The following is a 24,840-nucleotide window of genomic DNA, read 5'->3' on the forward strand; positions in this document are numbered from 1 at the left end:
TCAGGTCCGGTCGCGCTGCCAGCCGGCCAGCCGCGCATGCAGTACGGCGAGCGCCTGGCCGCGGTGGCTGAGGCGGTTCTTGGTGGCCGGCTCCAGCTCGGCCGCGCTGTGCGCCATGCCATCGGGCAGGAACAGCGGGTCGTAGCCGAAGCCGCCCGGCCCGCGCGGCGCGGTGAGCACGCGGCCGTGCCAGCGGCCTTCGGCGATCAGCGGGGCCGGGTCTTCGGCGTGGCGCACCAGGGCCAGCACGCAGATGAAGAAGGCGCCGCGCTGCTCGTCCGGCAGGCCGTCCAGCTCGCGCAGCAGCTTGGCGTTGTTCGCCGCGTTGTCGCCGTGGCCGCCGCTGTAGCGCGCCGAGTACAGGCCCGGCGCGCCGCGCAGGTGGTCGACGCAGATGCCGGAGTCGTCGGCCAGCGCGGGCAGGCCGGTGGCGGCCGCCGCGTTGCGCGCCTTCAGCAGCGCGTTCTCGACGAAGGTCAGGCCGGTTTCGTCCGCATCGGCCACGCCCAGGCTGGCCTGCGCGACCACTTCCAGGCCGACGCCGGCGAACAGCTGGTTGAACTCGGCGAGCTTGCCGGGGTTGCTGCTGGCCAGGACGATGCGGTCCATGTTCAACCCTGCGCCAGGGCGGCGCGCTGCGCGGCGACCAGCTCGCCGATGCCCTTCTCGGCGAGCAGCAGCAGGCTGTCCATTTCGTCGCGGCGGAAGGCGTGGCCCTCGGCGGTGCCCTGCACCTCGATAAAGCCGCCGCCGTCGTTCATCACCACGTTCATGTCGGTATCGCAGTTGGAATCTTCGGCGTAGTCCAGGTCCAGCACCGGCATGCCCTGGTAGATGCCGACCGAGACCGCGGCGATCGCGCCGAACACCGGGTTGCGGCGCAGGTTCTCGCGCTTCATCAGCACGTTGACCGCGTCGACCAGGGCCACGTAGGCGCCGGTGATGGCGGCGGTGCGGGTGCCGCCGTCGGCCTGGATCACGTCGCAGTCCAGGGTGATGACGCGTTCGCCCAGGGCCTGGCGGTCGACGCAGGCGCGCAGGCTGCGGCCGATCAGGCGCTGGATTTCCTGGGTGCGCCCGCCCTGGCCGCCGCGGGCGGCTTCGCGCTGGGTGCGGCTGGAGGTGGCGCGGGGCAGCATGCCGTATTCGGCGGTGACCCAGCCCTCGCCCTTGCCGCGCAGCCACGGCGGCACGCGGTCTTCGACGCTGGCGGTGCACAGCACGCGGGTGTCGCCGAAGCTGACCAGCACGGAGCCTTCCGCGTGGCGGGTGTAGTGGCGTTCGATGGTGACGGGGCGCAGCTGGTCGCTGGCGCGGCCGCTCGGGCGGCTGACGGCATTCATGAGGGGCGGTGGCCTGATTGGGCAAGGCAGGGCGGGAGAGTTTACCATTGCGCCCTTTCCGGCCGCCCGCGGCTGCAGATAGGGATTTTCCGATGATCCGCAGCATGACTGCCTACGCCTTCGCCGAGACCACCGGTCCGGTCGGCACCCTCAGCTGCGAGCTGCGCACGGTCAACCACCGCTATCTGGAACTCAGCCCGCGCCTGCCCGACGACCTGCGCGTGTTCGAGAGCACCCTGCGCGAACGCATCGCCGCCCGCCTGTCGCGCGGCAAGGTCGACCTCACCGTGCGCCTGCGCGGCGAAGCCCGCGGCGACGCGCTGCAGGTGAACCATGCGGTGCTGGGCAAGCTGTCGGAGCTGTCGATGGACCTGGAAGCGCGCTTCCCGCGCCTGCAGATCGAATTCACCGAACTGCTGCGCTTCCCCGGCGTGCTGCAGCAGGCCGAGGTGGACCAGGACCAGCTGCAGGCCGCCCTGGTCGCCGTGCTGGACGACGCGCTGGAGGCGCTCACCGCCACCCGCGAACGCGAGGGCGCCAAGCTCGGCGCCATCCTGGGCGAGCGCCTGGACAGCATCGAGCGCATCGTCGGCGACGTGCGCGGCTGGATGCCGCAGATCCGCGAAGGCCTGCGCGCACGCCTGGAGCAGCGCCTGGCGGACCTCAAGCAGCCGGCCGATCCGGGCCGCCTGGAACAGGAACTGGTGCTGCAGATCACCCGCATCGACGTCGACGAAGAACTGGACCGCCTCGCCACGCACATCGCCGAAGCGCGCCGCGTGCTGGGCCTGAAGGAACCGGTCGGCCGCCGCCTGGATTTCCTCATGCAGGAATTCAACCGCGAGGCGAACACGCTCGGTTCCAAGTCGGTGGATTCGCGCAGCACCAATGCGGCGGTGGAGCTGAAGGTGCTGATCGAGCAGATGCGCGAGCAGGTGCAGAACATCGAATGAGCGCGAGCGATACCGCCGCCGGCATTCCGGAAGGCACCCTTTTCGTGGTGGCCGCGCCTTCGGGCGCCGGCAAGTCCACCCTGGTCAATGCGCTGCTGGAGCGCGAGCCGGCGATCTCGCTGTCGATCTCGCACACCACGCGGCCGCCGCGGCCGGGCGAGCAGTACGGGCGGCATTACTACTTCGTCGAGCGCGCGGAATTCGAGCGCGAGATCGCCGACGGGATCTTCCTGGAGCATGCCGAGGTGCACGGCAATCTGTATGGCACTTCGCGCACCACGGTGTCCGATCTGCTGTGCCAGGGGCGCGACGTGCTGCTGGAGATCGACTGGCAGGGCGCGCGGCAGATCCGCCAGTCCAAGCCGGACTGCGTCAGCGTGTTCATCCTGCCGCCGTCGCGGGTGGAACTGGAGCGGCGCCTGCGCGGGCGCGCCTCGGACAGCGCGGACGTGATCGAGCGCCGGCTGCACAACTCGCGCGAGGAAATCGCGCATGCCCACGAGTTCGACTACATCATCGTCAACGACAGCTTCGACGAGGCGCTGGGCGACCTGCAGTCCATCGTGCGGGCGGTGCGCCAGCGCAGCGAGCTGCAATGGCGGCGGCACGAGGCGCTGATCGCCGAGTTGCTCGCATAACGGCGGGCGCGGCGGCTCGCCTGAACGGCAGCCATCAAACCGAGGCGGGGCGCGGCCTCGCATAGCCTTCATGGCCGTCTTCGGCTACTTTGGGCGCCTTTCCCCTGGCAGCTTCGCCCATGACCGACTCCGTTCGTGCCAAGCCAGACGACAGCGCCATCGTGCGCGTCCGTGGCCTGACCACGGTGCTCAACGGCAAGACCATCTTCGACGCGATGGACCTGGACATCCCGCGCGGCAAGGTCACCGCCATCATGGGTCCCAGCGGCACCGGCAAGACCACCCTGCTCAAGCACATCACCGGCCAGATGCGCGGCCAGTCGGGCGAGGTGTGGGTGGACGGCCGGAACGTGCCGGCGCTGCGCCGCGAGCAGCTGTTCGAGCTGCGCGAGCGCATCGGCTACCTGTTCCAGAACTCGGCCCTGCTCACCGACTTCGACGTGTTCGAGAACGTGGCGTTTCCGCTGCGCCAGCACACCGAACTGCCGGAAGTGCTGATCCGCAATATCGTCCTGACCAAACTGCAGGCGGTCGGCCTGCGCGGCGCGGCCAGGCTGATGCCGACCGAGCTTTCCGGCGGCATGGCCCGGCGCGTGGCGCTGGCGCGCGCGATCGTGTTCGATCCGATGCTGATCCTCTACGACGAACCCTTCGTCGGCCTCGATCCCATCGCGCTGAACCAGGTGCTGAAGCTGATCCGCACGCTCAACCAGACCTTGGGCATCACCAGCGTGCTGGTGGCGCACGAGCTGGCCGCGGTGCAGCAGGTGGCCGACCACGTCTACCTCATTGCCAACGGCAAGGTGGTGGCGCAGGGCGATCCGAAAACCATCGCCGACGACGGCTCGCCGTGGACGCGGCAGTTCTTCGGCGGCGAGGCCGACGGCCCGGTGCCGTTCCAGTATCCGGCCGGCGACTACGCCGCGTCGCTCGGCTTCAAGGGGGGCGCATGAGCGCGCCACGCGACAACATCGTCACCCGCTCGCTGGCCCAGATCGGCGACTGCGGGCTGTTCCTGCTGCAGATCCTGGCGGCGATCCCGCGCAGCCTGCGCCACGCGCGCGAGACGGTGCGGCAGCTGTGGTTCGTCGGCGCGATGAGCCTGATCATCATCATGGTCTGCGGCCTGTTCGTCGGCATGGTGCTGGGGCTGCAGCTGTACGACGTGCTGTCGATCTTCGGCGGCACCTCGGCCACCGGCACGGTGGTGGCGATCGCCATCTACCGCGAGCTGGGGCCGGTGGTCACGGCGCTGCTGTTCGCCGGCCGCGCGGGTACCTCGGTCACCGCCGAGATCGGCCTGATGCGCGCCACCGACCAGATCGCCGCCATGGAAATGATGGCGGTGGACCCGATCGCCTACGTGGCGGTGCCGCGTTTCCTCGCCGGCGTGATCGCCATGCCGCTGCTGTGCTGCGTGTTCTGCGCGCTGGGCATCTTCGGCGGCCACCTGGTCGGCGTGAGCTGGCTGGGCATCGACAACGGCACGTTCTGGTCGAACATGACCGCCACCGTCGACCTGGTGAAGGACGTGCTCAACGGCGTGCTGTGGAAGAGCGTGGTGTTCGGCGGCGTGGTGTCGCTGATCGCCGTGTTCCAGGGCTACACCACGCCGCCCACCAGCGAGGGCGTGGCTTATGCCACGACGCGCACGGTGGTGGCTTCGTCGATCGCCATCCTGGCGCTGGACTTCGTGCTCACCGCCTTCCTGATGTGATGCCCATGACTACGCAGATCACTATTGCAACCATCCATTCGCCTGTGAGGATCGTGCCGTGAGCCAGAGACCGTCCTATGCCGTCGGCACCGGCCTGTTCATCGTGCTCGGCTTCGCCGCGCTCGGTTACCTCGCCACGCAGACCACCTCGGTGGCCAATACCAGCCGCGGGCCGAGCTATACCGTCGAGGCGCACTTCGCCAACATCGGCCAGCTCAAGGAGCGCGCGCCAGTGAAGGTGGCGGGCGTGCGCATCGGCCAGGTGCAGTCGATCGTGCTCGATCCCGGCAAGGAGACCGCCGACGTGAAGCTGGCCATCGACCAGCGCTACGACAAGATTCCCACCGATTCGGTGGCGACCATCTTCACCAGCGGCCTGCTCGGCGACCAGTACGTGGGCATCCAGTACGGCAGCTCGGCCAAGCCGCTGGCCAACGGCGGCACCCTGGCGCTGACGCGCCCGGCGCAGCAGCTGGAGGAAATGCTCGGCAAGTTCTTCGGCGCCGGCGGCGCGGCCGACAATCTCGGCGGCAGCTACACGGTGAAGGCGCGCTTCACCAACGTCGGTGCGCTCTCCGCCGGCGCGCCGGTGAAGATGGCCGGCGTGGCGATCGGCAGCGTCAAGTCGGTGCTGGCCGATCCGGTCAAGCTGGACGCCCTGGTGGAGCTGTCGATCGACAAGAAATACGCGCAGATTCCCGACGATTCGGCGGCCGCGGTATTCACCAGCGGTTTGATCGGCACGCAGTACGTTGCGATCCAGCCCGGCGGCTCGCCGGATGCGCTGAAGGACGGTGACGAGCTGGTTCTGACCCAGTCGGCCCTGCAGCTCGAAGACCTGATCGGCAAGTTCCTGGTCAGCGGCTCGGGCGACAAGAAACCGGACGGCGCCCCCGCTTCCTCCTCTTCCTCTCCGGCCGGCAAGCACTGAGCCGGCCGCCACTTCCCAGGAGTTTCCCCATGATGCTGCGCAGTCTGGCTCTCGCCACCGCCATCGCATTCACCGGCATCGTTGCCGCCCCGGTCCACGCCCAGGCCGCCGCCCAGGCGCCGGCCTCCACCCAGACCCCCCAGCAGGTCGCCCAGACCATCGTCGACCAGCTGGGCAAGGCCATCGACGGCCACCAGGCCGAGCTGAAGAAGGACAAGGAAAAGCTCATCTCGGTGATCGACGATGTGTTCCTGCCGCACTTCGACATCGACTACGCCTCGATCCTGGTGCTCGGCCAGCACGCCCGCGAAGCCACGCCGGAGAAGCGCGCCGAATTCGCCCGCGCGTTCTACAACTCGATCACCCACCGCTACGCCGAAGGCCTGCTCAGCTACACCCAGGGCCGCGTGAAGGTGCTGCCGTTCAGCGGCGACCTCAATGACAAGCGCACCGTGGTGCGCACCCAGGTGGTGCTGGACGACGGCAAGACGGTGTCGGTCGACTACGCGTTCCGCAAGTCGCGCGAAGGCGACTGGAAGGCCTACGACGTGATCATCGAAGGCATCTCGTACATCACCAACTACCGCAACCAGGTCGACGCCGAGATCAAGAAGGGCGGCCTGGACAACCTCATCTCCGACCTGAAGACCAAGGGCGCCGACGCGCTCAAGCAGATGGACAAGGACGGCAAGCAGGGATGAGCGCCGCCGCCTTCCAGGTGACGCGCGCCGCGCCGGATGCCGTGCAGGTATCCGGCGCGCTGACCTTCGCCACGGCGGCGCAGGCGCTGGCTGCGATCGACGCGGCAGCGGCCGGGGGTTGCCGCCAGGTCGACCTGGCCGGCGTCAGCCAGAGCGACAGCGCCGGCCTGGCCTGCATGCTGGCGGTGCTGGCCAAGGCGGTGGAGAGCGGCCGTCCGCTGGCATTGCGCAACGTGCCCGAGGGCATGCGCGTGCTGGCCTCGGTATGCGAAGTGGACCAGCTGCTCGGCTGAGCCGGCGCGCCGGCAACGCGGCAAAGAGAAAGGGGCCTTGCGGCCCCTTTTTCGTGTGCTCAGTTCTGGCTGGGCTTCTGCGCCGCGGGCGGTTCCTGCGACTGCTTCTGTTCCCACTGGTGCTGCTCGTTGAGCAGCTCGTCCGGGTCGAAGTTGGTTTCCTTCAGGCCCTGCATCTGCTCGATGACTTCCGCCGGCGGGTTGCCGTCGTAGATCTGGTAGATGCGCTGCTGGCGGTAGGCGTCGCGCAGGAACACGTAGGGGTCGTAGGCCGACTTCAGGAAGCTCTCGGCGTCGATCGCGCGCGAACGGATGGTGACCAGGTACAGCACCTGCGGGATGTAGTACTGCCCGTAGTGGAATTCGTGGTTGCGCGAGAAATAGCTGAGCGGGTCGAAGAAGTAGCTGTCCACCGGCAGGCGCCACACGTCGCGCACCGTGGTCGGGCCCACGAACGGCAGCATCAGGAAGTCGCCCTCCGGCACGCCCCAGCGGGCGAGGGTGATGCCGAAATCGTTGTCTTCCAGCGGCAGGCCGAGCTGGCTGGCCGGGTCGAAGAAGCCGCCCACGCCCAGGGTCAGGTTCACCAGGAAGCGCCCCGTGCTGCGCGCGGCCTGCAGCGGCCGGGCCTGCAGCAGGTCGTTGGCGACCGTGATCGGCATCTTGATGTTGGTAAAGAAGTCGCTGACCGCGCGGCGCACCGGCGGATTGGTCACCTTGCGGTAGCCGACGGCCACCGGGCGGATCACCGCCTGGTCGAGCGAGTCGTTGAAGGCGTAAACCTTGCGGTTGAACTGCTCGTGCGGATCGTCCGTGCGCGGCTTGGCGATGCTGCAGCCGGCCAGCAGGGCGATCGCGGCCAGGGGGAGCAGGCGCAGCAGGAAGAGTCGGATCGAAGAAGACATCGGCGTCGGGGGTCCTGTCCGCTGCGGATTTGAGGGACAACGATTAAGTGTACTGCCTGGTTTTTATATTGTGTACAGCGGGCGAGTCTCGCCCGTTGGCGCTGCAGGCCGGCTGAACCGCGCATGATACGTCCATGCTGCATTGCCAGGAAAGCGCCCCCTGGCTACACTGGCGACCTATAAGTCGCTTTATTCCCTAAGGATTTCACATGGCACGCATTACCGTGGAAGACTGCCTCGAGGTAGTCGACAACCGTTTCGAGCTGGTGCTGATGGCGACCAAGCGCGCCCGCCAGCTCGCCAAGGGTGCCGAGCCGGCGGTCAATCCCGATCACGACAAGCCGACCGTGGTGGCCCTGCGCGAAATCGCCGACCGCCGCATCGACCAGGCCACCATCGACGAGATCGACCGCGCCGAGCGCGAGCGCGCCGAGCGCGAGGCGCTGGAATGGGCCGCGGCCGAAGTCGACGACGACCTCTCCAAGGGCGGCGACGACTGATGGATGGCGCCGGCTGTAAACCTGGCCCCGCACGCGCCGGCATCGCCGGTGCGGCGCGCGGCCGCCAGCCAGCCGGCTCTTTGCTTCACCCCGATCAGCGACACGAGGTGGCTGCCTGAGCGGCGGCCAGCGCCCCGTGAGCGCGACTACGCATCCCGATCCCGTGGATACGTCGTCCTTGCCCCCCTACGTACTGGCGCTCAAGGAGCGCATCGCCTACCTGCCGCCCGAGCAGGTGGCGCGCGTGCTGCGCGCCTACGAGGTCGGCGCGCAGGCGCATGAAGGCCAGGCGCGCAAAAGCGGCGAGCCGTACATCACGCATCCGGTGGCCGTCGCCGGCATCCTGGCCGAGCTGGGCCTGGACGCCGAGACCATCATCGCGGCGATCCTGCACGACACGCTCGAAGACACCGCGCTGAGCCGCGCCGAGCTGGCCGGCGAATTCGGCGAGACCGTGGCGGACCTGGTCGACGGCGTCACCAAGCTGGACAAGATGCGCTTCAGCAGCCGCCAGGAAGCGGATGCCGAAAGCTTCCGCAAGATGCTGCTGGCGATGGCGCGCGACCTGCGCGTCATCCTGATCAAGCTCGCCGACCGCTTGCACAACATGCGCACGCTCGGCGCCAAGGATGCCGCGTCGCGCCGCCGCATCGCGCGCGAAACGCTGGAGATCTACGCGCCGATCGCGCAGCGCCTGGGCATGAACAAGTTCAAGGCCGAGCTGCAGGACCTGGGCTTCCGCGCCCTGCATCCGGACCGCTACCGCGTGATCAGCGAGCGCATCCGCGCCGCGCTGGGCAACCGCCGCGAGGCCATGGGCAAGATCGAGGCCGCGCTGTCCTCGCGCCTGGCCGGCGAGCACCTGGCCTCGCGCGTGCTCGGCCGCATCAAGTCGCCGTGGAGCATCTATTCGAAGATGCGCAGCGAGCACAAGAGCTTCGCCCAGCTGATGGACGTCTACGGCTTCCGCGTGGTGGTCGACACCGCGATGAGCTGCTACGTCGCGCTGGGCGCGGTGCACTCGCTGTACAAGCCGGTGGACCGCCGCTTCAAGGATTTCATCGCCATCCCCAAGGCCAACGGCTACCAATCGCTGCACACCGTGCTGCTGGGGCCGTTCGGCGCGCCGATCGAAGTGCAGATCCGCACCGCGGAGATGGACTCCGTGGCCGAACGCGGCGTGGCCGCGCACTGGGCCTACAAGACCGACAGCGGCCCCGCCAACAGCGCGCAGGCACGGGCGCGCGAGTGGCTGTCGTCGCTGGCGGACAGCCAGGCCAATACGGCGTCGTCGTCCGAGTTCATCGAGAACGTCAAGATCGACCTGTTCCCGGACGAGGTCTATCTGTTCACCCCGCGCGGCGACATCCTCTCGCTGCCGCGCAACGCCACGGCGCTGGACTTCGCCTACGCGGTGCATACCGACGTCGGCGACCACGCGGTGGCCGCGCGCGTCGACAAGAAGCTGCTGCCGCTGCGCACGCGGCTGGAATCGGGCCAGCTGGTGGAAATCATCACCGCGCCGTCCGCGGTGCCGAACCCGGCCTGGCTGGAATCGGTGGTCACCGGCAAGGCGCGCACCGCCATTCGCCAGTACCTCAAGCATCTGCAGCACGAAGACGCCGTCGACTTCGGCCACCGCATGCTCGACCGTGCGCTCGATGCGCAAGGCTCCAGCCTCGATGCCATTCCGGTGGCCGTGCTGGACCGCTTCCTCGAAGCCGCCAAGCTCAAGCGCCTGGAAGAACTGCTCGCCGACATCGCGCTGGGCAACCGCATGCCCGACGTGGTCGCCGGCCAGCTGCTGGCCGCGCGCGGCAAGCAGAAGGGCGGTGCGGCGCCGGCCCAGCATGCGGTGGAAAAGATCCGCATCACCGGCGCCGAGCGCGGCGTGCTCAGCTTCGGCAATTGCTGCCACCCGCTGCCGGGCGACGAGATCATCGGCTATCTCTCCACCGGCAAGGGCATCGTGGTGCACCGGATCGAATGCCCGAACGTGGTGGAATTGCGCAAGTCGCCGGAGCGCTGCGTCGCCATCGAATGGGACCGCGACGTGCAGGGCGACTACCGCGCCGAGCTGCGCATCGAGGTCATCAACCGGCCGGGCGTGCTCGCCACGGTGGCCGCGGCCATCGCGGCGGCGAATTCGAATATCGAGAACGTGGAATACGTCGAGCGCGACAGCGCCGCCGCCACCTTGCTGTTCGCGCTGGAAGTGAAGAACCGCAAGCACCTGGCCGACGTGATCCGCCGCGTGCGCCGCACCGGCGTGGTGAGCGGCGCGTACCGCTACCCGCTCTAGGCCGGTCCCGGGATTTCCGTTTTACACTTCGGGCTTTCCCCGCCCGAGGTTCCCGCGATGTCCCGCAGCATCATCTCCACCGACAAGGCGCCGGCCGCGATCGGCCCGTACTCGCAGGCCGTGCGTGCCGGCAACACCGTGTACTTCTCCGGACAGATCCCGCTGGATCCGGCCACCGGCAACCTGGTCCAGGGCGATATCGCGCTGCAGACGCGGCGCGTGTTCGACAACCTCAAGGCGGTGGCCGAGGCGGCCGGCAGTTCGCTGTCGGCGATCGTGCGCGTGGGCATCTACGTCACCGACCTGGCCAACTTCGCCACGGTCAATGCGGTGATGGCCGAGTATTTCCAGGCGCCGTATCCGGCGCGTTCCACCATCCAGGTCTCGGCCCTGCCCAAGGGCGCCGAGGTGGAAGTGGACGCGGTGCTGGTGATCGACTGACCCGGCGGCGGGGCATGCGCCGACACGCGCGGTCTCCCTCGCCGCTACGCGCCGGCGCACGCCTCCGCTAGGCTTTCCGCAATGTCAGCTGCACCCGCTTCCACCGCTATCGCTCCCGGTCTCGCGCCGGTCTCTTCGCTGCCCGGCATCGGTCCGGCGCTGGCGGCGACGCTGGCCAAGCTGGGGCTGGAGCGCGTGCAGGATCTGTGGTTCCACCTGCCGCTGCGCTACGAGGACCGCACCCAGATCAGCACCATCGCCGACCTGCACGTCGGCGAGCGGGCGCAGGTGGAGGGCATGGTGGAGGCAGTGGAGCGCGGTTTTCGCTACCGGCCGCAGCTCAAGGTCGCCATCACCGACGATTCGCGCGAAACCCTGGTGCTGCGCTTCTTCCATTTCCATCGCGCCCAGGCGGAGCAACTGCGGCCCGGCGTGCGGCTGCTGGTCTACGGCGAGGTGCGCCACGGCGCGCAGGGGCTGGAGATGGTGCATCCGCAGTACCAGCGCCTGGAGGGCGTGGCCGAGCCCACGGTGGAGGAGCGGCTCACGCCGGTCTATCCCACCACCGAAGGCCTGGGCACCAGGCGCCTGGCCGGCGTGATCGCCAAGGCGCTGGCGCTGCTGCCGCCCGACCGCGAGCTGGAGCTGATTCCGCCTGCGCTCGGCGCCGGCCACGGCCTCACGTCGCTGCGCGAAGCGCTGCTGTACGTGCATCGCCCGCCGCCGGATGCGCACCTGGGCGAGCTCACCCAGGGCCGCCATCCCGCGCAGCAGCGCCTGGCTTTCGAGGAACTGCTCACCCAGCACCTCAGCCTCAAGCGCATGCGCGCCGCGGTGAAGCAGCGGCACTCGCCGGCATTGGGCGGCGACGGCGTGCTGCGCGAGCGCCTGCTGCATAGCCTGCCGTTCCGGCTTACCGGCGCGCAGCAGCGCGTCAGCGAGGCCGTGGCCAAGGACATGGCCAGGACGCATCCCATGCTGCGGCTGGTGCAGGGCGACGTCGGCAGCGGCAAGACCGTGGTCGCCGCGCTGGCCGCGCTGGCCGCGGTGGAATCCGGCCGCCAGGTGGCGCTGATGGCGCCCACCGAGCTGCTGGCCGAGCAGCATCTGCGCAACTTCAGGCATTGGCTGGAGCCGCTGGGCATCGAGGTGGAATGGCTGGCCGGCAAGGTCACCGGCAAGGCGCGCACGCGCGCGCTGGAGCGCGTCGCCGCCGGCGCGCCGGTGGTGATCGGCACGCATGCGCTGATGCAGGAGGGGGTGGAGTTCGCGCGGCTGGGCCTGGTCATCGTCGACGAGCAGCACCGCTTCGGCGTGCAGCAGCGCCTGTCGCTGCGCGACAAGGGGCTGGAAGGCGACCAGGTGCCGCACCAGCTGGTGCTTACCGCCACGCCTATCCCGCGCACGCTGGCGATGAGCGCGTACGCCGACCTGGACGTCTCCTCCATCGACGAACTGCCGCCCGGCCGCACGCCGGTGCAGACCATCGCCATTTCCAACGCGCGCCGCATCGACGTGATCGAGCGCATCCATGCCGCCTGCCGCGAAGGGCGCCAGGTGTACTGGGTGTGCACCCTGATCGAGGAGACCGAGCAGCTGCGCGCGCAGGCTGCCGAAGTGGCGCACGCGGAACTCTCCGCGGCGCTGCAGGACTGCAAGGTAGGCCTGATCCACGGCCGCATGAAGCCGAAGGAAAAGCAGGCGGTGATGGACGCGTTCAAGGCCGGCGAGCTGGCCGTGCTGGTGGCCACCACGGTGATCGAGGTGGGCGTGGACGTGCCCAATGCCAGCCTGATGGTGATCGAGAACAGCGAGCGGCTGGGCCTGGCCCAGCTGCACCAGCTGCGCGGCCGCGTGGGTCGCGGCGCGGTGGCCTCCAACTGCGTGCTGCTGTACCAGCCGCCGCTGGGCATGCTGGCCAAGGAGCGCCTGCAGGTGATGCGCGACACCAACGACGGCTTCCGCATCGCCGAGAAAGACCTGGAACTGCGCGGCCCCGGCGAGGTGCTCGGCACGCGCCAGACCGGCCAGCTCAGCTTCCGCATCGCCGACCTTTCCCGCGACGCGCACCTGCTGCCGGCGGTGCAGGAAGTGGGCGCCGAGATGCTGCGCCACCACGCCGCCCAGGCCGAGCGGCTGATCGAGCGCTGGATCGGCGGCGCGGCGCGCTATGCGCATGCGTGAGCGGGGAACGGGGAACGCGACATCCATCCCCGCGCAACCGCGCAAGTCCCCGTTCCCCGCTCCCCGTTCCCCGTTCCCCGCCTTAAGCTATCCGGCTCACCGAAGGAAAGCCCATGACCAAGCCCCAGCTCCTGATCGACACCGACCCCGGCGTGGATGACGCGCTCGCGATCCTGATGGCCCATGCCCATGCCGACATCGCCGGCCTGAGCATCGCCGCCGGCAATGTGGGCCTGGGGCATACCGTGCGCAATGCGCGCACGCTGGTCGATCTGGTCGGCGGCGGCGTGCCGGTGTTTGCCGGCTGCCCGACGCCGCTGGTGCGCGGGCCGGAGGAAGACGCCGCTTTCGTGCACGGCATGGACGGCCTGGGTGACGTCGGCTTCGCCGAACCGGCTGCGGCGGCCGAAGCGGAGCAGGCCGCTCTGGCCCTGCTGCGGCTCACCCGCGAGCGCCCCGGCGAGCTGACCCTGGTGGCGCTGGCGCCGCTCACCAACGTGGCCCTGGCGCTGCGCCTGGACCCGACCCTGCCGCAGCGCGTGAAGCGCCTGGTGGTGATGGGCGGCGCGGTCACCGGGCATGGCAATACCGGCAACATTCCGGCGGAATTCAACGTCGGCTTCGATCCGGAAGCCGCCCACGTGGTGTTCGAGGCCTTCCCGCAGTTCGACCTGGTCGACTGGGAAGCCACCCTGCGCCATGCCTTCGACGAGGCGGAATTCGACCAGTGGCTGGCCGCCGGCGACAAGCGCGCCGAATTCTTCGGCCAGGTGTTCCGCACCGCCCGCGCCTTCAATGCCAGCAGCAAGCGCCGCGGCATCATCGCCGCCGATGCGCTCGCCATGGCAGTGGCGATCGACCCCTCCATCGTCACCCGCAGCGAGGAGCGCCACGTCGCGGTGGAGCTGGACGGCCGCCTTACCCGCGGCGCCACCGTGGTGGACTGGGGCGGCCGCCTGGGCCATCCGGCCAATGCGCGCATCGTGCTGGACGTGGACCAGGCGCGCTTCGCGGCCATGGTGAGACGCGCGCTGGGCGCGGCCTGAGCACCGGTCCCGGGGCAAGTGACTGACGCGCTTGCCCTTGGGTCGAAAGGGTCGCTATAATGCCGCTCTTTCGCCCACCGCTTTGAGTCCGTCATGAAGCCCGATATCCATCCGAATTACCGCCCGGTGGTGTTCCAGGATCTTTCGTCCGACTTCGCGTTCCTGACGCGTTCGACGATCGCCACCAAGGAAACCGTCAAGTGGCAGGACGGCAACGAGTACCCGCTGGTCAAGGTGGATATCTCCAGCCACTCCCACCCGTTCTACACCGGCAAGCAGAAGACCATCGAAACCGGTGGCCGCGTGGACAAGTTCCGCCGCCGCTACGCGCAGAAGTAATCTTCGCGCGACCGGTCAGCCGGGTTTCCGGCTGGCGATAAAGCCAAGCCAGTACACGGAGCATGGGGCGAGCGCAAGCTCGCCCCATGCTTTTTCGCGCCTGTCATCCGACCATTCGCCAAGGGATGTTCGCCGGGTGATGTGTGATAATGGCCGGCGTTGCATCGCGCCTTCCCCAGCGCGCTGCGCTTAATTCCCCCGCCTGGCGCACCACCCCCGGTGACCGGCGGCGACATTCGCTGAAGGAGGTTTCCGTGTCCGATACCAAGACCGTCAAGCTGGTGGATGAGTCGAACAAACGCAGCAGCGAGCTGCCCCTGCTGAGCGGCACGCTCGGCCCGGACTGCATCGACATCGGCAACCTGTACAAGGACACCGGCCACTTCACCTACGACCCGGGCTACGGCAGCACCGCCAGCACCAAGAGCGCCATCACCTACATCGACGGCGACCAGGGCGTGCTGCTGTACCGCGGCTACCCGATCGAGCAGCTGGCCGAGAAGTCGAGCTTCCTCGAGACGGCCTACCTGCTGCTCAACGGCGAGCTGCCCAGCAAGGGCGAGTTCGCCAAGTTCGAAGACGACATCACCCATCACACGATGATGCACGAGTCGCTCAAGGACTTCTTCAAGGGCTTCCACCACGACGCGCACCCGATGGCCATGCTGGCCGCCTCGGTCGCCTCGCTGTCGGCCTTCTACCACGACGATATCGACGTCGATAACGCCGAAGACCGCAAGCTGGCCGCGATCCGCCTGATCGCCAAGATGCCGACGATCGCCGCTGCCTGCTTCCGCTATTCGATCGGCTGGCCGTTCCGCTATCCGCGCAACAACCTCGAATACGTCGACCGCTTCCTGCACATGATGTTCGAAGTGCCGAGCGAGCCGCTGACCCTCAGCCCGGTTGCCGCCAAGGCGCTGGACCTGCTGTTCATCCTGCACGCCGACCACGAGCAGAACGCTTCCACCTCCACCGTCCGCCTGGTCGGTTCGACCGGCGCCAACCCGTACGCCTCCATCGCCGCGGGCATCACCGCGCTGTGGGGCCCGGCGCACGGCGGCGCGAACGAAGCGGTGCTGAAGATGCTCGAGGAGATCGGTACGGCCGACAAGGTCGAAACCGCCGTCAAGCGCGCCAAGGACAAGAACGACAACTTCCGCCTGATGGGCTTCGGCCACCGCGTGTACAAGAACTTCGACCCGCGCGCCAAGATCATCCGCGAGATGACCCACAAGGTGCTGGGCGAGCTGGGCGTCAACGACCCGCTGCTGGAAGTGGCGCTGAAGCTGGAAGAGGCGGCGCTGAAGGACGAGTACTTCGTCGAGCGCAAGCTGTACCCGAACGTCGACTTCTACTCGGGCATCATCTACAAGGCGCTCAACATCCCGACCGAGATGTTCACGGTGATGTTCGCCATCGCGCGTACCGCCGGCTGGATCGCCCACTGGATCGAGCAGCACGAAACCCCCGGCGCCCGCATCGGCCGCCCGCGCCAGATCTACACCGGCGCCGACGTGCGCAACTACGTGCCGGCCGACAAGCGCTGAGCGCTTAAGACCCCGCCACACGAAAACGCCCGGCCATGCCGGGCGTTTTCTTTTGCGTGGAAGGAAGGCGTCAGCGCAGCGCCGACGCCAGCTTGCGTTCGAAGTCGTCGTCTTCGCCGCCCTCGGCGACCAGGGCTTCCACCCCGGCCAGCGAGGCGCGGCGCATCGGTTTCTCGTCGATGCGGTCCAGCGGCGGCTGGCGCAGGGAATTCACCGGCAGCACGGTGAGATCGAACGGCAGTTCGTCGGCGGCGAACAGCAGCACCGGGTATTCGGCCTGTTCGTCGCGGCTCAGGCGCAGGCGGCGCGTCTGCGTTTCCACCGGCACGCCGTGCTCGCGTAGGTGCAGGATGACGGCCTCCGGATCGTCACTGAAAACGTGCAGGCACACGGCCGAATGGCTGTCCGCAGTGCCTTCCAGTACCGCGCCGACCAGCCGCGGCTCGTAGTCGCTGAGGAAGCGCATGGCTTCCAGGGCCGCCTCGCGGCGCTTCTGCAAAAGCTGCGGCTGGCTGTGCGCCTGAAAGATGCGCTGGTGCTCGCGCAGCGCTTCCTCGATCTCGTTGTTGCGGGGCAGTGCCTGGGTGTCGAAGATGCCGAGCCGCTCGGCGGCCTTGAGCTTGGCGTGATGAAAATCGCGGATGCCATGCTCGCTCATGAGGCGCGCGGCCTCCTGGGCGATACGCAGGCGGTTGCGCTGGACGCGGTCCTGCGCGTGGATGCGGTGATGCTCGCCTCGAGCCATGATCCTGGTCCCTCCTGGTCGTTGGTTGGAGGTGCGGCCGTTCGCTGACGGCCTCGCGGCGCAGCGGGTGGACCGGGCCACCCGCCTGTCGCGTCAGAAGATGTCGTACGCGTGCTGCTGGTCGGGATCCTCCTGCTGCTGGGTAGCCTGCTGGCGCAGGCGGTCCACGTCTTCCACCTTGAACATTTCCGGCATCGCATTGGGGTTGCCGGGTTCCGAGGGCAGGCCGCTGGAGCGGTCGATCTGTACCGTAGTGATGCCCGGGGGCATCGACAAGGTGGAGGAGGGGCGGTCCTTCAGGGCCGCGCCCATGTAGTCCATCCAGATCGGCAGCGCCGCCTTGGCGCCGAATTCGCCGCGGCCGAGCGAGCCGAAGTCGTCGAAGCCCACCCAGACGGCCGTGGAAAGGTCGCCGTTGAAGCCGACGAACCAGGCGTCGCGGTGCTCGTTGGTCGAGCCGGTCTTGCCGGCCAGGTCGTCGCGGCCCAGGGCCATGGCGGCCGCGCCGGTGCCGCGCCGGATCACGTCCTTCATCAGCGAGGTGACCAGGAAGTCGTTGCGCACGTCGATCACCTGCGGTGCCAGCGTCGGCGGGTGGTTGCCCTCATGCGCGTCGGCCGGCAGCACCGCGCCGCCCGTGGTGGCGGCGGCGGCCGGCGTGCCGGCGGCGGCCACCGGGTTGGCCGGGGCGGCGCTGGAGGAGGGCGGACCCGGCGGGCGGGTGTCGAGCAGGCGCTCCTGGCAGGTGCGGCAGGCGCGCGCCGGGTTGGCCACGTAGACCGGCTTGCCGTCGCGGTCGTCGATCTCGCTGATGAAGTAGGGCGTGACCAGGTAGCCGCCATTGGCGAACACCGCATAGCCGCGCGCCATGCCCATCGGCGATACCGAGGCGGTGCCCAGGGCCATCGAAAGATTCGGCGGCAGGGCGTCGGGCGAGAAGCCGAAGCGGGTGACGTAGTCGCGCGCATAGCGCACGCCGATGGCGTCCAGCAGGCGCACCGAGACCAGGTTCTTCGACTTCACCAGCGCTTCGCGCAGGCGGATCGGGCCGTCGAACTTGTCGTCGTCGTTGGACGGCGTCCACAGGCCGTCCGGGCGCGAGGGGTCGGGCAGGGCCAGCGGGGCGTCGTTGACGATCGAGGCCGGCGTGAAGCCGCGCTCGAACGCCGCCGAGTAGATGTAGGGCTTGAAGCTGGAACCCGGCTGGCGCGCCGCCATCACCGCGCGGTTGAACTTGCTGCGCAGGAAGTTGAAGCCGCCGACCAGGGCCTGCAGCGAGCCGTCCTCCGGGTTCACCGAGGCCAGCGCGCCCTGCACCTTGGGGATCTGCGCCAGTTCCCACTCGCCCTTGGCATTGCGCGCCACGCGGATGATGTCGCCGCGCTTGAGCACGGCCGCCACGTTCCTGGGCGGGGCGCCGACGCGGGTCTCGTTGACGTAGGGCTTGGCCCAGGCCACCGCGTCCTGGCCCAGCTGCACCTGCTCGCGGGTGGACAGGTAGACCGTGGCGTCGCTGGCGCCCACCCCGGTGACCACGCCCGGACGCAGGCCGGCGATGTCGGTATAGCTGGACAGGATGCGGTCGAAGTCCTCGTTGCCGGCGTTCTCGGCCAGCTCCTGGTGGTCCTCGGGGCCGCGCCAGCCATGGCGGCGGTCGTAGTCGATGAGGCCGGCGCGCATGGCGTCCACGGCGGACTGCTGCCGGGCGCTCTGCACCGTGGTCTTGATCACGTAGCCCTCGGTGAGGGCATCGTTGCCCAGGCGGTCCAGCGCCTGCAGGCGGACCATTTCGGCCAGGTAGGGCGCGTCCACCTCGATCGGCGGCTCGTGCGGGAAGGCGTTGTTGGGCTCGGCGATGGCCTGCTGGTACTCGGCCTGGGTGATGTAGCGGTTCGCCAGCATCTGCCCCAGCACCCAGTTGCGGCGCATCAGGCCGCGCTTGGGGTTGTTGATCGGATTGACCACCGAAGGCAGCTGGAAGGTCGAGGCGATCATCGCGCACTCGGCCACGCTGAGCTGGTCCAGCGACTTGCCGTAGTAGTACGAGGCGGCCGCGGCCACGCCGTAGGAGCGGTGGCCGAGGAACATCTTGTTCAGATAGAGCTCGAGGATCTGGTCCTTGCTCAACTCGTTCTCCATGCGCAGGGCGATGAAGATTTCGGTGAGCTTGCGCGAATACAACTTCTCGGGGCTCAGGAAGAAGTTGCGCGCAACCTGTTGGGTAATGGTCGAGCCGCCGGGGCCCTTGTCGCCGCCGGAGACGATCACGTGCCAGCCCGCGCGGGCGATGCCGTGCCAGTCGACGCCGGGGTGGCGGTAGAAATCGCCGTCCTCGGCCGACAGCACCGCATGCTTCAGCCGGTCGGGCACCGCGGCGATGCCGACGGGGATGCGCCGGGTTTCACCGAAGGTGGCGATCAGCTTGCCGTCCGCGCTCACGACGCGCAGCGGCACCTGCATGTGATAGTCCTTCAGGACCGCCACCGAGGGGATGCGCGGCGAGACCAGCCAATACGCCACACCTACTGCGGCGACCGCCAGCAGCAATCCGGTGAAAGCAAGGATCAGCACCCAGCGCAGCAGACGCTTGAGAATTTGCATGGTGTGGATATTGCGAGACCTGAGTCAAAACACGGCACAGTATAGATGTAGCACCATTTGCTTAACGGTACCGGCTGGCAGATTCCCACCTGCGGGTCACTGTTACGTCACAAAAAAGGCCGGGACGTGATTGGCGCTAATTGTGGATGCCGTCACGCCAAAACAGTCGAGATAGTTCGTGTAGGCCGTTGCCAATACGTTAATTTTTGGATTTAATGCCGTCGCGCACTCACCACTCAAATACGGTGCAGGCGTCCAGGGGCAAGGGGGAAAATCGTGGGGCTCTTTACACCCAAGAAGCCGCCGCTGATTGGCGTCGACATCAGTTCGACCGCCGTCAAGCTGCTGCAGCTCAGCCAGGCCGGTGGCCGCTATCGCGTGGAACACTACGCGGTCGAGCCACTGCCCCCCAATGCCGTGGTCGAAAAGAACATCGTCGAAGTCGAGGCGGTGGGCGAAGCGATCCGGCGCGCGGTGGCCCGTTCGGGCACCAAGCTCAAACACGCTGCCGCGGCGGTCGCCGGTTCCGCGGTGATCACGCGCATCATCCCGATGTCCAGTGATTTGTCCGAAGAAGATCTCGAAGGACAGATCCAGGTCGAAGCGAACCAGTACATCCCGTATCCGATCGAGGAAGTCAGCCTCGATTTCGAGGTGCTGGGTCCGGTGCGCGACAACCCCGAAATGAACAACGTGCTGCTCGCCGCGTCGCGCACCGAGAACGTCGACATGCGCGTCGCCGCGCTCGACCTCGGCGGCATCAGCGCCAAGGTGGTCGACGTCGAAGCCTTCGCGATGGAGAACGCCTTCGCGATGGTGGCCGACCAGCTCAACGTCGGCCGCGACGCGCTCGTCGCCGTGATCGACATCGGCGCCACCATGACCACGCTGTCGGTGCTGCGCAACCAGCGCACCATCTACTCGCGCGAGCAGGTGTTCGGCGGCAAGCAGCTCACCGACGAAATCATGCGCCGCTACGGCCTCTCCTACGAGGAAGCCGGCCGCGCCAAGCGCAAGGGCGGCCTGCCGGAGTCCTACGAGACCGAGGCGCTGGAGCCGTTCAAGGAATCGCTGATCCAGCAGATCAGCCGCCTGCTGCAGTTCTTCTTCGCAGGCAGTGAATACAGCAAGGTCGACCAGGTGGTGCTCGCCGGCGGCTGCGCCTCCATCGAAGGCCTGTGCCCGATGCTCGAGGAGCAGCTGGGCGTGTCCTGCGTGGTGGCCAATCCCCTGGCGCGCATGTCGCTGTCGCCGCGCGTGCAGGCGCAGCAGCTGGCCCAGGATGCGCCGGCGCTGATGATCGCGGTCGGCCTCGCCATGAGGAGCTTCGACTGATGGCACGCATCAACTTACTTCCCTGGCGCGCGGAACGCCGCAAGCATCGCGAGCGCGAGTTCTTCATGCAGCTCGGCGCGGCGATCGTCGCGGCGATCCTGTTCGTGCTGGTGTGGATGACCTGGATGGACCAGCGCATCGGCAACCAGAACGAGCGCAATACCTATCTGCAGGGCGAGATCGCGCAGCTCGACGAACGCATCGCCAAGATCAAGGATCTCGAGAAAGTCCGCGAGCGCCTGCTGGCGCGCAAGCAGATCATCGAGCAGCTGCAGGCCAACCGTTCGCAGATGGTCCACCTGTTCGACGAACTGGTGAAGACCATTCCCGCCAGCGCCCGCCTCAGTGGCCTCAAGCAGGTCGGCGAGTCGATGTCGCTCGACGGCGTCGCCCAGTCCAACGCCAGCGTCGCCGAATACATGCGCAACCTCGAAGCCTCGCCGTGGATGGGCCACGCGGACCTGCGCAAGACCGAGAACACCCACGGCGATTCGCGCATGCCTTACGTGTTTGGCCTCGACGTCGCGCTCAGCAAGCCCAAGCCCGACGAGGGCGCGGACGCCGAGCACACGCCGGTGCAGCCGGCCGGTGCCGCCAGCGCCGCGGCTCCCGCCGCGCCGGCTCCGTCCGGCACCGCCGCCCGCCAGGCTCTCGGCTCCGCCGCGCAGGCGCTGACCGCTCCGCCGGCCAAGCCCGCCCAGCCCGCCGCTGCCGCACCGCAGGCTCCCAAGCCGACCAACGCGCCGCCCAGTGCGCCGGCCAACGGGGGGGCCAAGCCATGAGTTTCATCAGCGATCTGCGCAACCTCGACCGCAACAACATCGGCGGCTGGCCCAAGTCGGCCAAGATCACCTTCATCGTGCTGCTGTTCGCGGTGGTCAGCTTCATCGGCTGGTACTCGATCATCAGCAACCAGCAGGACGAGCTGACCCAGCTCGCCGGCAAGGAAGAACAGCTCAAGCAGGAGTTCGCCCAGAAGCAGGCCAAGGCGGTCAATCTCGAAGCGCTGCAGCAGCAGCTCGACGAGATGCAGGACATGCTGCGCCAGCTGCTGCGCCAGCTGCCCAGCCGCACCGAGATGCCTGAGTTGCTGGTCGACATCTCCCAGACGGCGCTGTCCGCGGGCCTGGAGACCGAGCTGTTCCAGCCGGGCGCCGAGATCCCCAAGGACTTCTACGCCGAGAAGCCGATCCAGCTGCGCATGGTGGGCAACTACCACCAGTTCGGCACCTTCATCAGCGGCGTGGCCTCGCTGCCGCGCGTGGTGATCCTGACCCTGCACGACGTCTCGCTGACGCCGAAGGACAAGGGCGGCACCCTGGTGCTGCAGGGCACGGTCAAGACCTATCGCTATCTGGAAGACGACGAAAGCGCGGAGGCCAAGGCCGCCAATGCCAAGTCGTCCGGTGCCAAGAACGGGGGGCAGAAATGAGCAAGACCACAGCCCTCCGCGCCGCACGCGTCGCGCTGGCCATCGGTGCCGTACTGATGCTGGCCGGCTGCACCCGCGGCATGTCGGACCTGCGCGACTGGGTTTCGCAGGAGAAGCAGAAGAAGGGTGCGCCGATTCCGCCGCTGCCCGTCATCAAGACCTTCGAAACCTTCCTCTACAACGACCAGGACCGCCGCGACCCGTTCAGCCCCAGCACCGCTGAGCTGGACAACGGCGCCTCCAACGGGCCGCGCCCCGACCAGGACCGTACCAAGGAGCCGCTGGAAGCGTTCGCGCTGGACAGCCTCAAGATGGTCGGCACGGTCGGCACCGGCAACGGCATCGAAGTGCTCATCAAGGATCCTACCGGGGTGATCCACCGGACCCACCGCGGCGAGTACATGGGCCAGAACTACGGACACGTCACCGCCATCGCCGAAGACCACATCGAGCTGGTCGAACTGGTGCCTAACGGCAACGGCGGTTGGATGGAACGCTCAGCCAGCATCGCGCTTGGCGAGAAATAAGAATCACAGGGGCTGATGCAATGACGAACCTCAACAAACCAGTCCAGGGCCGTGTCATGCGCCATGCGAGTCGTCGCTTGTTCACCGCACTGCTGATCGCAGGCGCCGCGTGGTCGGGAATCGCGGCTGCCGCGACCAACACCTTGCGCGAGATCAGCTACGACACCCTGCCGGGCGGCAAGATCGAGCTGCACCTGAACTTCGCCCAGGGCCCCGTGCCCGAGCCGAAGATCTTCACCACCGGCAATCCGCCGCGCATCGCGATCGACCTGCCCGACACCGAGAACTCGGCCGCGCGCCATCTCGACATCGGCAAGGGCTCGACCATGGGCGTCTCGGCGATCGCCGCCGGCGGCCGCACCCGCGTGGTGGTCGAGCTGATCCGCGACTCGTCCTACCGCTCGCGCGTCGAAGGCAACAGCCTGGTGTTCACCGTCAACAACGGCACCGACGCGCAGACCACCACCACGGCGTCCACCATCGACCCGTCCAAGGCGCTGCCGTCCTCGGCCGCCGGTCCCGCGGTGTCGAACATCGACTTCCGCCGCGGTCCGAACGGCGAAGGCCGCGTGCTGATCAACTTCAGCGGCGCCGGCGCCAATGCGGACATGAAGCGCGAAGGCGACAAGGTGGTGGTCAACCTCGACCACGTGAACCTGCCCGCCAACCTCGCCCAGCGCCTGGACGTGCTCGACTTCGCCACGCCGGTGCAGTCGGTCACCACCAAGGCCGGCACGCGCGGCGGCGCCCGCATGGAAATCGCCATCAAGGGCAACGTGGACACCTCGGCCTACCAGACCGGCGACCAGTACGTGGTCGAGGTCGCGCCGAAGAAGGTGGCCCCGGGCACCGGTCCGGACGGCAAGCCGCTGCGCGGCCAGGAGCCGACCTACAGCGGCAATCGCGTCACCTTCAACTTCCAGGACATCCCGGTCCGCTCGGTGCTGCAGCTGATCGCCGACATGTCCGGCCAGAACCTGGTGGCCTCCGACACCGTCGGCGGCGCGATCACCCTGCGCCTGGTCAACGTGCCGTGGGACCAGGCACTGGACGTGGTGCTGCGCGCCAAGGGCCTGGACAAGCGCCGTAACGGCAACGTGATCTGGATCGCTCCGCAGGAAGAACTGGCCAAGTACGAGCAGAGCGTGGCCGAGGCCCGCCTGAAGGCCGAGGACACCGCCGAGCTGGTCACCGACTACGTGCCGATCAGCTACGGCAAGGCGCAGGACATCGCCAAGCTGCTGACCCAGGGCAGCATGACCGGTACCGGCGGCAGCGGTGGCGGCAATGGCGGCGGCCGCGGCTTCCTGTCCTCGCGCGGCAGCGTCTCCTTCGACGAGCGCACCAACACCCTGCTGATCAACGACAACCCGCAGAAGATCCGCGAGCTGCGCGAACTGATCTCGGTGCTCGACCGTCCGGTGCAGCAGGTGCTGATCGAGTCGCGCATCGTGGTGGCCACCGACACCTTCACCCGCGAGCTCGGCGTGAAGTGGGGTGTGCAGGCCACGCACACCACCGACAGCGGCAACGTGATCTCGACCAGCCCGAGCGGCGACAACGCTTCCGGACTGGGCATCAACACCAGCAACGTCCGCAATCAGTACGCGTACGATCTGCAGAACTGGATCAACGGCGGCCGCGTCGGCAATCCGCCGAAGCCGGGCACCATCACCTACCAGACCGGCGGCAACAACGGCTACAACGTCAATCTTCCGGTGTCCAACCCGGCCGGCCAGCTGGGCCTGGCGATCCTGGGCCGCAACTACCTGGTCGACCTGGAACTGTCGGCCGCCCAGACCGAAGGCCGCGGCGAAGTGATCTCCAGCCCGCGCGTCATCACCGCCAACCAGCAGGAAGCGGTGATCCGCCAGGGCCAGGAAATCGGCTACGTCACCTACCAGAACAGCGGCGGCACCGCCGGCGGCACCGCGCCGACCGCGTCCGTGCAGTTCAAGGACGCCGTGCTGGAGCTGAAGGTCACCCCGACCATCACCGCCGACAACCGCGTCTACCTCGCCATCAACGTGAAGAAGGATGCGCTGGCGCAGTTCGTCGACACGCCGAACGGCAAGGTGCCGCAGATCGACACCCGCGAGATCAACACCTCCGTGCTGGTGGACAACGGCCAGACCGTGGTGCTCGGCGGTATCTACGAGATCACCAAGCAGAACACCATCACCAAGGTGCCTGGCCTCGGCGACATCCCCGGCCTCGGCGCGCTGTTCCGCAAGACCTCGCGCCAGAACGACAAGGCCGAGCTGCTGATCTTCGTCACCCCGCGCATCCTGAGCGACAGCCTGCGCTGAGCGGAGCAGACGATCGAACGAAGAAGGGCGGCCACCGGCCGCCCTTTC

24 protein-coding genes are annotated in these 24,840 nt (G+C 68.1%); 19 read left to right on the forward strand and 5 right to left on the reverse strand.

From position 1 onward, the window contains the following. Together rdgB and rph are read right to left on the reverse strand one after the other, a co-directional pair. Nucleotides 1–609 (reverse strand): RdgB/HAM1 family non-canonical purine NTP pyrophosphatase, encoded by a 609-nt coding sequence (gene rdgB, locus FHW85_RS08700; protein ID WP_167252582.1) that lies wholly within the window; start codon nt 607–609, stop codon nt 1–3. Nucleotides 610–611: 2 nt separating this feature from the next. Then, a complete protein-coding gene (gene rph, locus FHW85_RS08705; protein ID WP_168648006.1) occupies nt 612–1,343 on the reverse strand; it encodes a ribonuclease PH in 732 nt (243 codons plus the stop codon). A gap of 92 nt (nt 1,344–1,435) precedes the next feature. Between rph and FHW85_RS08710 the strand changes: the two genes are divergently transcribed. From FHW85_RS08710 to FHW85_RS08740, 7 genes are all read left to right on the forward strand, one after another. Beyond that, entirely contained in the window at nt 1,436–2,296 is an 861-nt protein-coding gene (locus FHW85_RS08710; protein WP_167252580.1) for a YicC/YloC family endoribonuclease, read from the forward strand. After that, nucleotides 2,293–2,934, forward strand: coding sequence for a guanylate kinase (gene gmk, locus FHW85_RS08715; protein ID WP_167252579.1), 642 nt, complete (start codon nt 2,293–2,295; stop codon nt 2,932–2,934). Before FHW85_RS08710 ends, gmk begins: the two co-directional genes overlap by 4 nt. 119 nt (nt 2,935–3,053) lie before the next feature. Continuing rightward, nucleotides 3,054–3,887, forward strand: coding sequence for an ATP-binding cassette domain-containing protein (locus tag FHW85_RS08720; protein ID WP_167252578.1), 834 nt, complete (start codon nt 3,054–3,056; stop codon nt 3,885–3,887). Then, on the forward strand, nt 3,884–4,651 hold the full coding sequence (gene mlaE, locus FHW85_RS08725) for a lipid asymmetry maintenance ABC transporter permease subunit MlaE (protein WP_167252577.1): 768 nt from the start codon (nt 3,884–3,886) through the stop codon (nt 4,649–4,651). The genes FHW85_RS08720 and mlaE overlap by 4 nt, the downstream gene beginning before the upstream one ends. A gap of 58 nt (nt 4,652–4,709) precedes the next feature. After that, the gene (gene mlaD / locus FHW85_RS08730) at nt 4,710–5,582 is read left to right on the forward strand and encodes an outer membrane lipid asymmetry maintenance protein MlaD (protein ID WP_167252576.1); all 873 of its coding nucleotides are present in this window, start codon (nt 4,710–4,712) and stop codon (nt 5,580–5,582) included. A gap of 32 nt (nt 5,583–5,614) precedes the next feature. Then, nucleotides 5,615–6,283 carry an ABC transporter substrate-binding protein gene (locus tag FHW85_RS08735; RefSeq protein WP_167252755.1) on the forward strand — a complete coding sequence of 223 codons (669 nt, stop codon included), beginning with the start codon at nt 5,615–5,617 and terminating at the stop codon, nt 6,281–6,283. After that, a complete protein-coding gene (locus FHW85_RS08740; protein ID WP_168648007.1) occupies nt 6,280–6,576 on the forward strand; it encodes an STAS domain-containing protein in 297 nt (98 codons plus the stop codon). The genes FHW85_RS08735 and FHW85_RS08740 overlap by 4 nt, the downstream gene beginning before the upstream one ends. Nucleotides 6,577–6,635: 59 nt before the next feature. Here FHW85_RS08740 and FHW85_RS08745 read toward each other — a convergent pair whose 3' ends face one another. Then, nucleotides 6,636–7,481 carry a VacJ family lipoprotein gene (locus tag FHW85_RS08745; protein WP_167252574.1) on the reverse strand — a complete coding sequence of 282 codons (846 nt, stop codon included), beginning with the start codon at nt 7,479–7,481 and terminating at the stop codon, nt 6,636–6,638. 209 nt (nt 7,482–7,690) lie between these two features. Between FHW85_RS08745 and rpoZ the strand changes: the two genes are divergently transcribed. The 7 genes from rpoZ to FHW85_RS08780 all read left to right on the forward strand — a co-directional run bounded on the left by rpoZ (nt 7,691) and on the right by FHW85_RS08780 (nt 15,843). Beyond that, nucleotides 7,691–7,981 carry a DNA-directed RNA polymerase subunit omega gene (gene rpoZ / locus FHW85_RS08750; RefSeq protein WP_026633813.1) on the forward strand — a complete coding sequence of 97 codons (291 nt, stop codon included), beginning with the start codon at nt 7,691–7,693 and terminating at the stop codon, nt 7,979–7,981. Nucleotides 7,982–8,117: 136 nt separating this feature from the next. Then, a complete protein-coding gene (locus tag FHW85_RS08755; protein WP_168648008.1) occupies nt 8,118–10,283 on the forward strand; it encodes a bifunctional (p)ppGpp synthetase/guanosine-3',5'-bis(diphosphate) 3'-pyrophosphohydrolase in 2,166 nt (721 codons plus the stop codon). A 57-nt stretch (nt 10,284–10,340) separates the two neighbouring features. Beyond that, complete coding sequence (locus FHW85_RS08760) at nt 10,341–10,724, forward strand: RidA family protein (RefSeq protein ID WP_167252572.1); 384 nt, start codon at nt 10,341–10,343, stop codon at nt 10,722–10,724. An 81-nt stretch (nt 10,725–10,805) separates the two neighbouring features. Further along, a complete protein-coding gene (gene recG / locus FHW85_RS08765) occupies nt 10,806–12,908 on the forward strand; it encodes an ATP-dependent DNA helicase RecG (protein WP_168648009.1) in 2,103 nt (700 codons plus the stop codon). A gap of 113 nt (nt 12,909–13,021) precedes the next feature. Next, complete coding sequence (locus FHW85_RS08770) at nt 13,022–13,954, forward strand: nucleoside hydrolase (protein WP_167252570.1); 933 nt, start codon at nt 13,022–13,024, stop codon at nt 13,952–13,954. A 93-nt stretch (nt 13,955–14,047) separates the two neighbouring features. Next, entirely contained in the window at nt 14,048–14,293 is a 246-nt protein-coding gene (locus FHW85_RS08775; protein WP_167252569.1) for a type B 50S ribosomal protein L31, read from the forward strand. Between the two features lie 254 nt (nt 14,294–14,547). Next, nucleotides 14,548–15,843 carry a citrate synthase gene (locus tag FHW85_RS08780; RefSeq protein ID WP_167252568.1) on the forward strand — a complete coding sequence of 432 codons (1,296 nt, stop codon included), beginning with the start codon at nt 14,548–14,550 and terminating at the stop codon, nt 15,841–15,843. Between the two features lie 70 nt (nt 15,844–15,913). Here the strand turns inward: FHW85_RS08780 and FHW85_RS08785 are convergent, their stop codons facing one another. Continuing rightward, nucleotides 15,914–16,588, reverse strand: a complete 675-nt coding sequence (locus tag FHW85_RS08785) for a hypothetical protein (protein WP_167252567.1) — start codon at nt 16,586–16,588, stop codon at nt 15,914–15,916. Between the two features lie 93 nt (nt 16,589–16,681). After that, nucleotides 16,682–19,189, reverse strand: a complete 2,508-nt coding sequence (locus FHW85_RS08790; RefSeq protein WP_168648010.1) for a penicillin-binding protein 1A — start codon at nt 19,187–19,189, stop codon at nt 16,682–16,684. Nucleotides 19,190–19,465: 276 nt separating this feature from the next. On the opposite strand from FHW85_RS08790, the gene FHW85_RS08795 reads away from it, so the two are divergent. From FHW85_RS08795 to FHW85_RS08815, 5 genes are read left to right on the forward strand one after another with little or no spacing between them, the layout of a single operon-like run. Continuing rightward, on the forward strand, nt 19,466–20,524 hold the full coding sequence (locus FHW85_RS08795; protein ID WP_167252565.1) for a pilus assembly protein PilM: 1,059 nt from the start codon (nt 19,466–19,468) through the stop codon (nt 20,522–20,524). Further along, nucleotides 20,524–21,306: a PilN domain-containing protein gene (locus FHW85_RS08800; RefSeq protein ID WP_168648011.1), complete on the forward strand. Its 783-nt coding sequence runs from the start codon at nt 20,524–20,526 to the stop codon at nt 21,304–21,306. Before FHW85_RS08795 ends, FHW85_RS08800 begins: the two co-directional genes overlap by 1 nt. Beyond that, on the forward strand, nt 21,303–21,956 hold the full coding sequence (pilO, locus tag FHW85_RS08805) for a type 4a pilus biogenesis protein PilO (protein ID WP_167252563.1): 654 nt from the start codon (nt 21,303–21,305) through the stop codon (nt 21,954–21,956). The genes FHW85_RS08800 and pilO overlap by 4 nt, the downstream gene beginning before the upstream one ends. Beyond that, nucleotides 21,953–22,483, forward strand: a complete 531-nt coding sequence (locus FHW85_RS08810) for a pilus assembly protein PilP (protein WP_167252562.1) — start codon at nt 21,953–21,955, stop codon at nt 22,481–22,483. Before pilO ends, FHW85_RS08810 begins: the two co-directional genes overlap by 4 nt. Before the next feature lie 56 nt (nt 22,484–22,539). Then, entirely contained in the window at nt 22,540–24,792 is a 2,253-nt protein-coding gene (locus tag FHW85_RS08815; RefSeq protein WP_167252561.1) for a type IV pilus secretin PilQ, read from the forward strand. The last annotated feature ends 48 nt before the right edge of the window (nt 24,793–24,840 follow it).

It is taken from the genome of Dyella sp. SG609 (assembly GCF_012275375.1).
Classification (GTDB): Bacteria; Pseudomonadota; Gammaproteobacteria; order Xanthomonadales; family Rhodanobacteraceae; genus Dyella_D; species Dyella_D marensis.

Bases quoted from the DNA above. Each gene is read 5' to 3' on its own strand.
- rdgB (WP_167252582.1), bottom strand. From the start codon at position 609: ATGGACCGCATCGTCCTGGCCAGCAGCAACCCCGGCAAGCTCGCCGAG.
- rph (WP_168648006.1), bottom strand. From the start codon at position 1,343: ATGAATGCCGTCAGCCGCCCGAGCGGCCGCGCCAGCGACCAGCTGCGC.
- FHW85_RS08710 (WP_167252580.1), top strand. From the start codon at position 1,436: ATGATCCGCAGCATGACTGCCTACGCCTTCGCCGAGACCACCGGTCCG.
- gmk (WP_167252579.1), top strand. From the start codon at position 2,293: ATGAGCGCGAGCGATACCGCCGCCGGCATTCCGGAAGGCACCCTTTTC.
- FHW85_RS08720 (WP_167252578.1), top strand. From the start codon at position 3,054: ATGACCGACTCCGTTCGTGCCAAGCCAGACGACAGCGCCATCGTGCGC.
- mlaE (WP_167252577.1), top strand. From the start codon at position 3,884: ATGAGCGCGCCACGCGACAACATCGTCACCCGCTCGCTGGCCCAGATC.
- FHW85_RS08735 (WP_167252755.1), top strand. From the start codon at position 5,615: ATGCTGCGCAGTCTGGCTCTCGCCACCGCCATCGCATTCACCGGCATC.
- FHW85_RS08740 (WP_168648007.1), top strand. From the start codon at position 6,280: ATGAGCGCCGCCGCCTTCCAGGTGACGCGCGCCGCGCCGGATGCCGTG.
- FHW85_RS08745 (WP_167252574.1), bottom strand. From the start codon at position 7,481: ATGTCTTCTTCGATCCGACTCTTCCTGCTGCGCCTGCTCCCCCTGGCC.
- rpoZ (WP_026633813.1), top strand. From the start codon at position 7,691: ATGGCACGCATTACCGTGGAAGACTGCCTCGAGGTAGTCGACAACCGT.
- FHW85_RS08760 (WP_167252572.1), top strand. From the start codon at position 10,341: ATGTCCCGCAGCATCATCTCCACCGACAAGGCGCCGGCCGCGATCGGC.
- recG (WP_168648009.1), top strand. From the start codon at position 10,806: ATGTCAGCTGCACCCGCTTCCACCGCTATCGCTCCCGGTCTCGCGCCG.
- FHW85_RS08770 (WP_167252570.1), top strand. From the start codon at position 13,022: ATGACCAAGCCCCAGCTCCTGATCGACACCGACCCCGGCGTGGATGAC.
- FHW85_RS08775 (WP_167252569.1), top strand. From the start codon at position 14,048: ATGAAGCCCGATATCCATCCGAATTACCGCCCGGTGGTGTTCCAGGAT.
- FHW85_RS08785 (WP_167252567.1), bottom strand. From the start codon at position 16,588: ATGGCTCGAGGCGAGCATCACCGCATCCACGCGCAGGACCGCGTCCAG.
- FHW85_RS08790 (WP_168648010.1), bottom strand. From the start codon at position 19,189: ATGCAAATTCTCAAGCGTCTGCTGCGCTGGGTGCTGATCCTTGCTTTC.
- FHW85_RS08800 (WP_168648011.1), top strand. From the start codon at position 20,524: ATGGCACGCATCAACTTACTTCCCTGGCGCGCGGAACGCCGCAAGCAT.
- pilO (WP_167252563.1), top strand. From the start codon at position 21,303: ATGAGTTTCATCAGCGATCTGCGCAACCTCGACCGCAACAACATCGGC.
- FHW85_RS08810 (WP_167252562.1), top strand. From the start codon at position 21,953: ATGAGCAAGACCACAGCCCTCCGCGCCGCACGCGTCGCGCTGGCCATC.
- FHW85_RS08815 (WP_167252561.1), top strand. From the start codon at position 22,540: ATGCGCCATGCGAGTCGTCGCTTGTTCACCGCACTGCTGATCGCAGGC.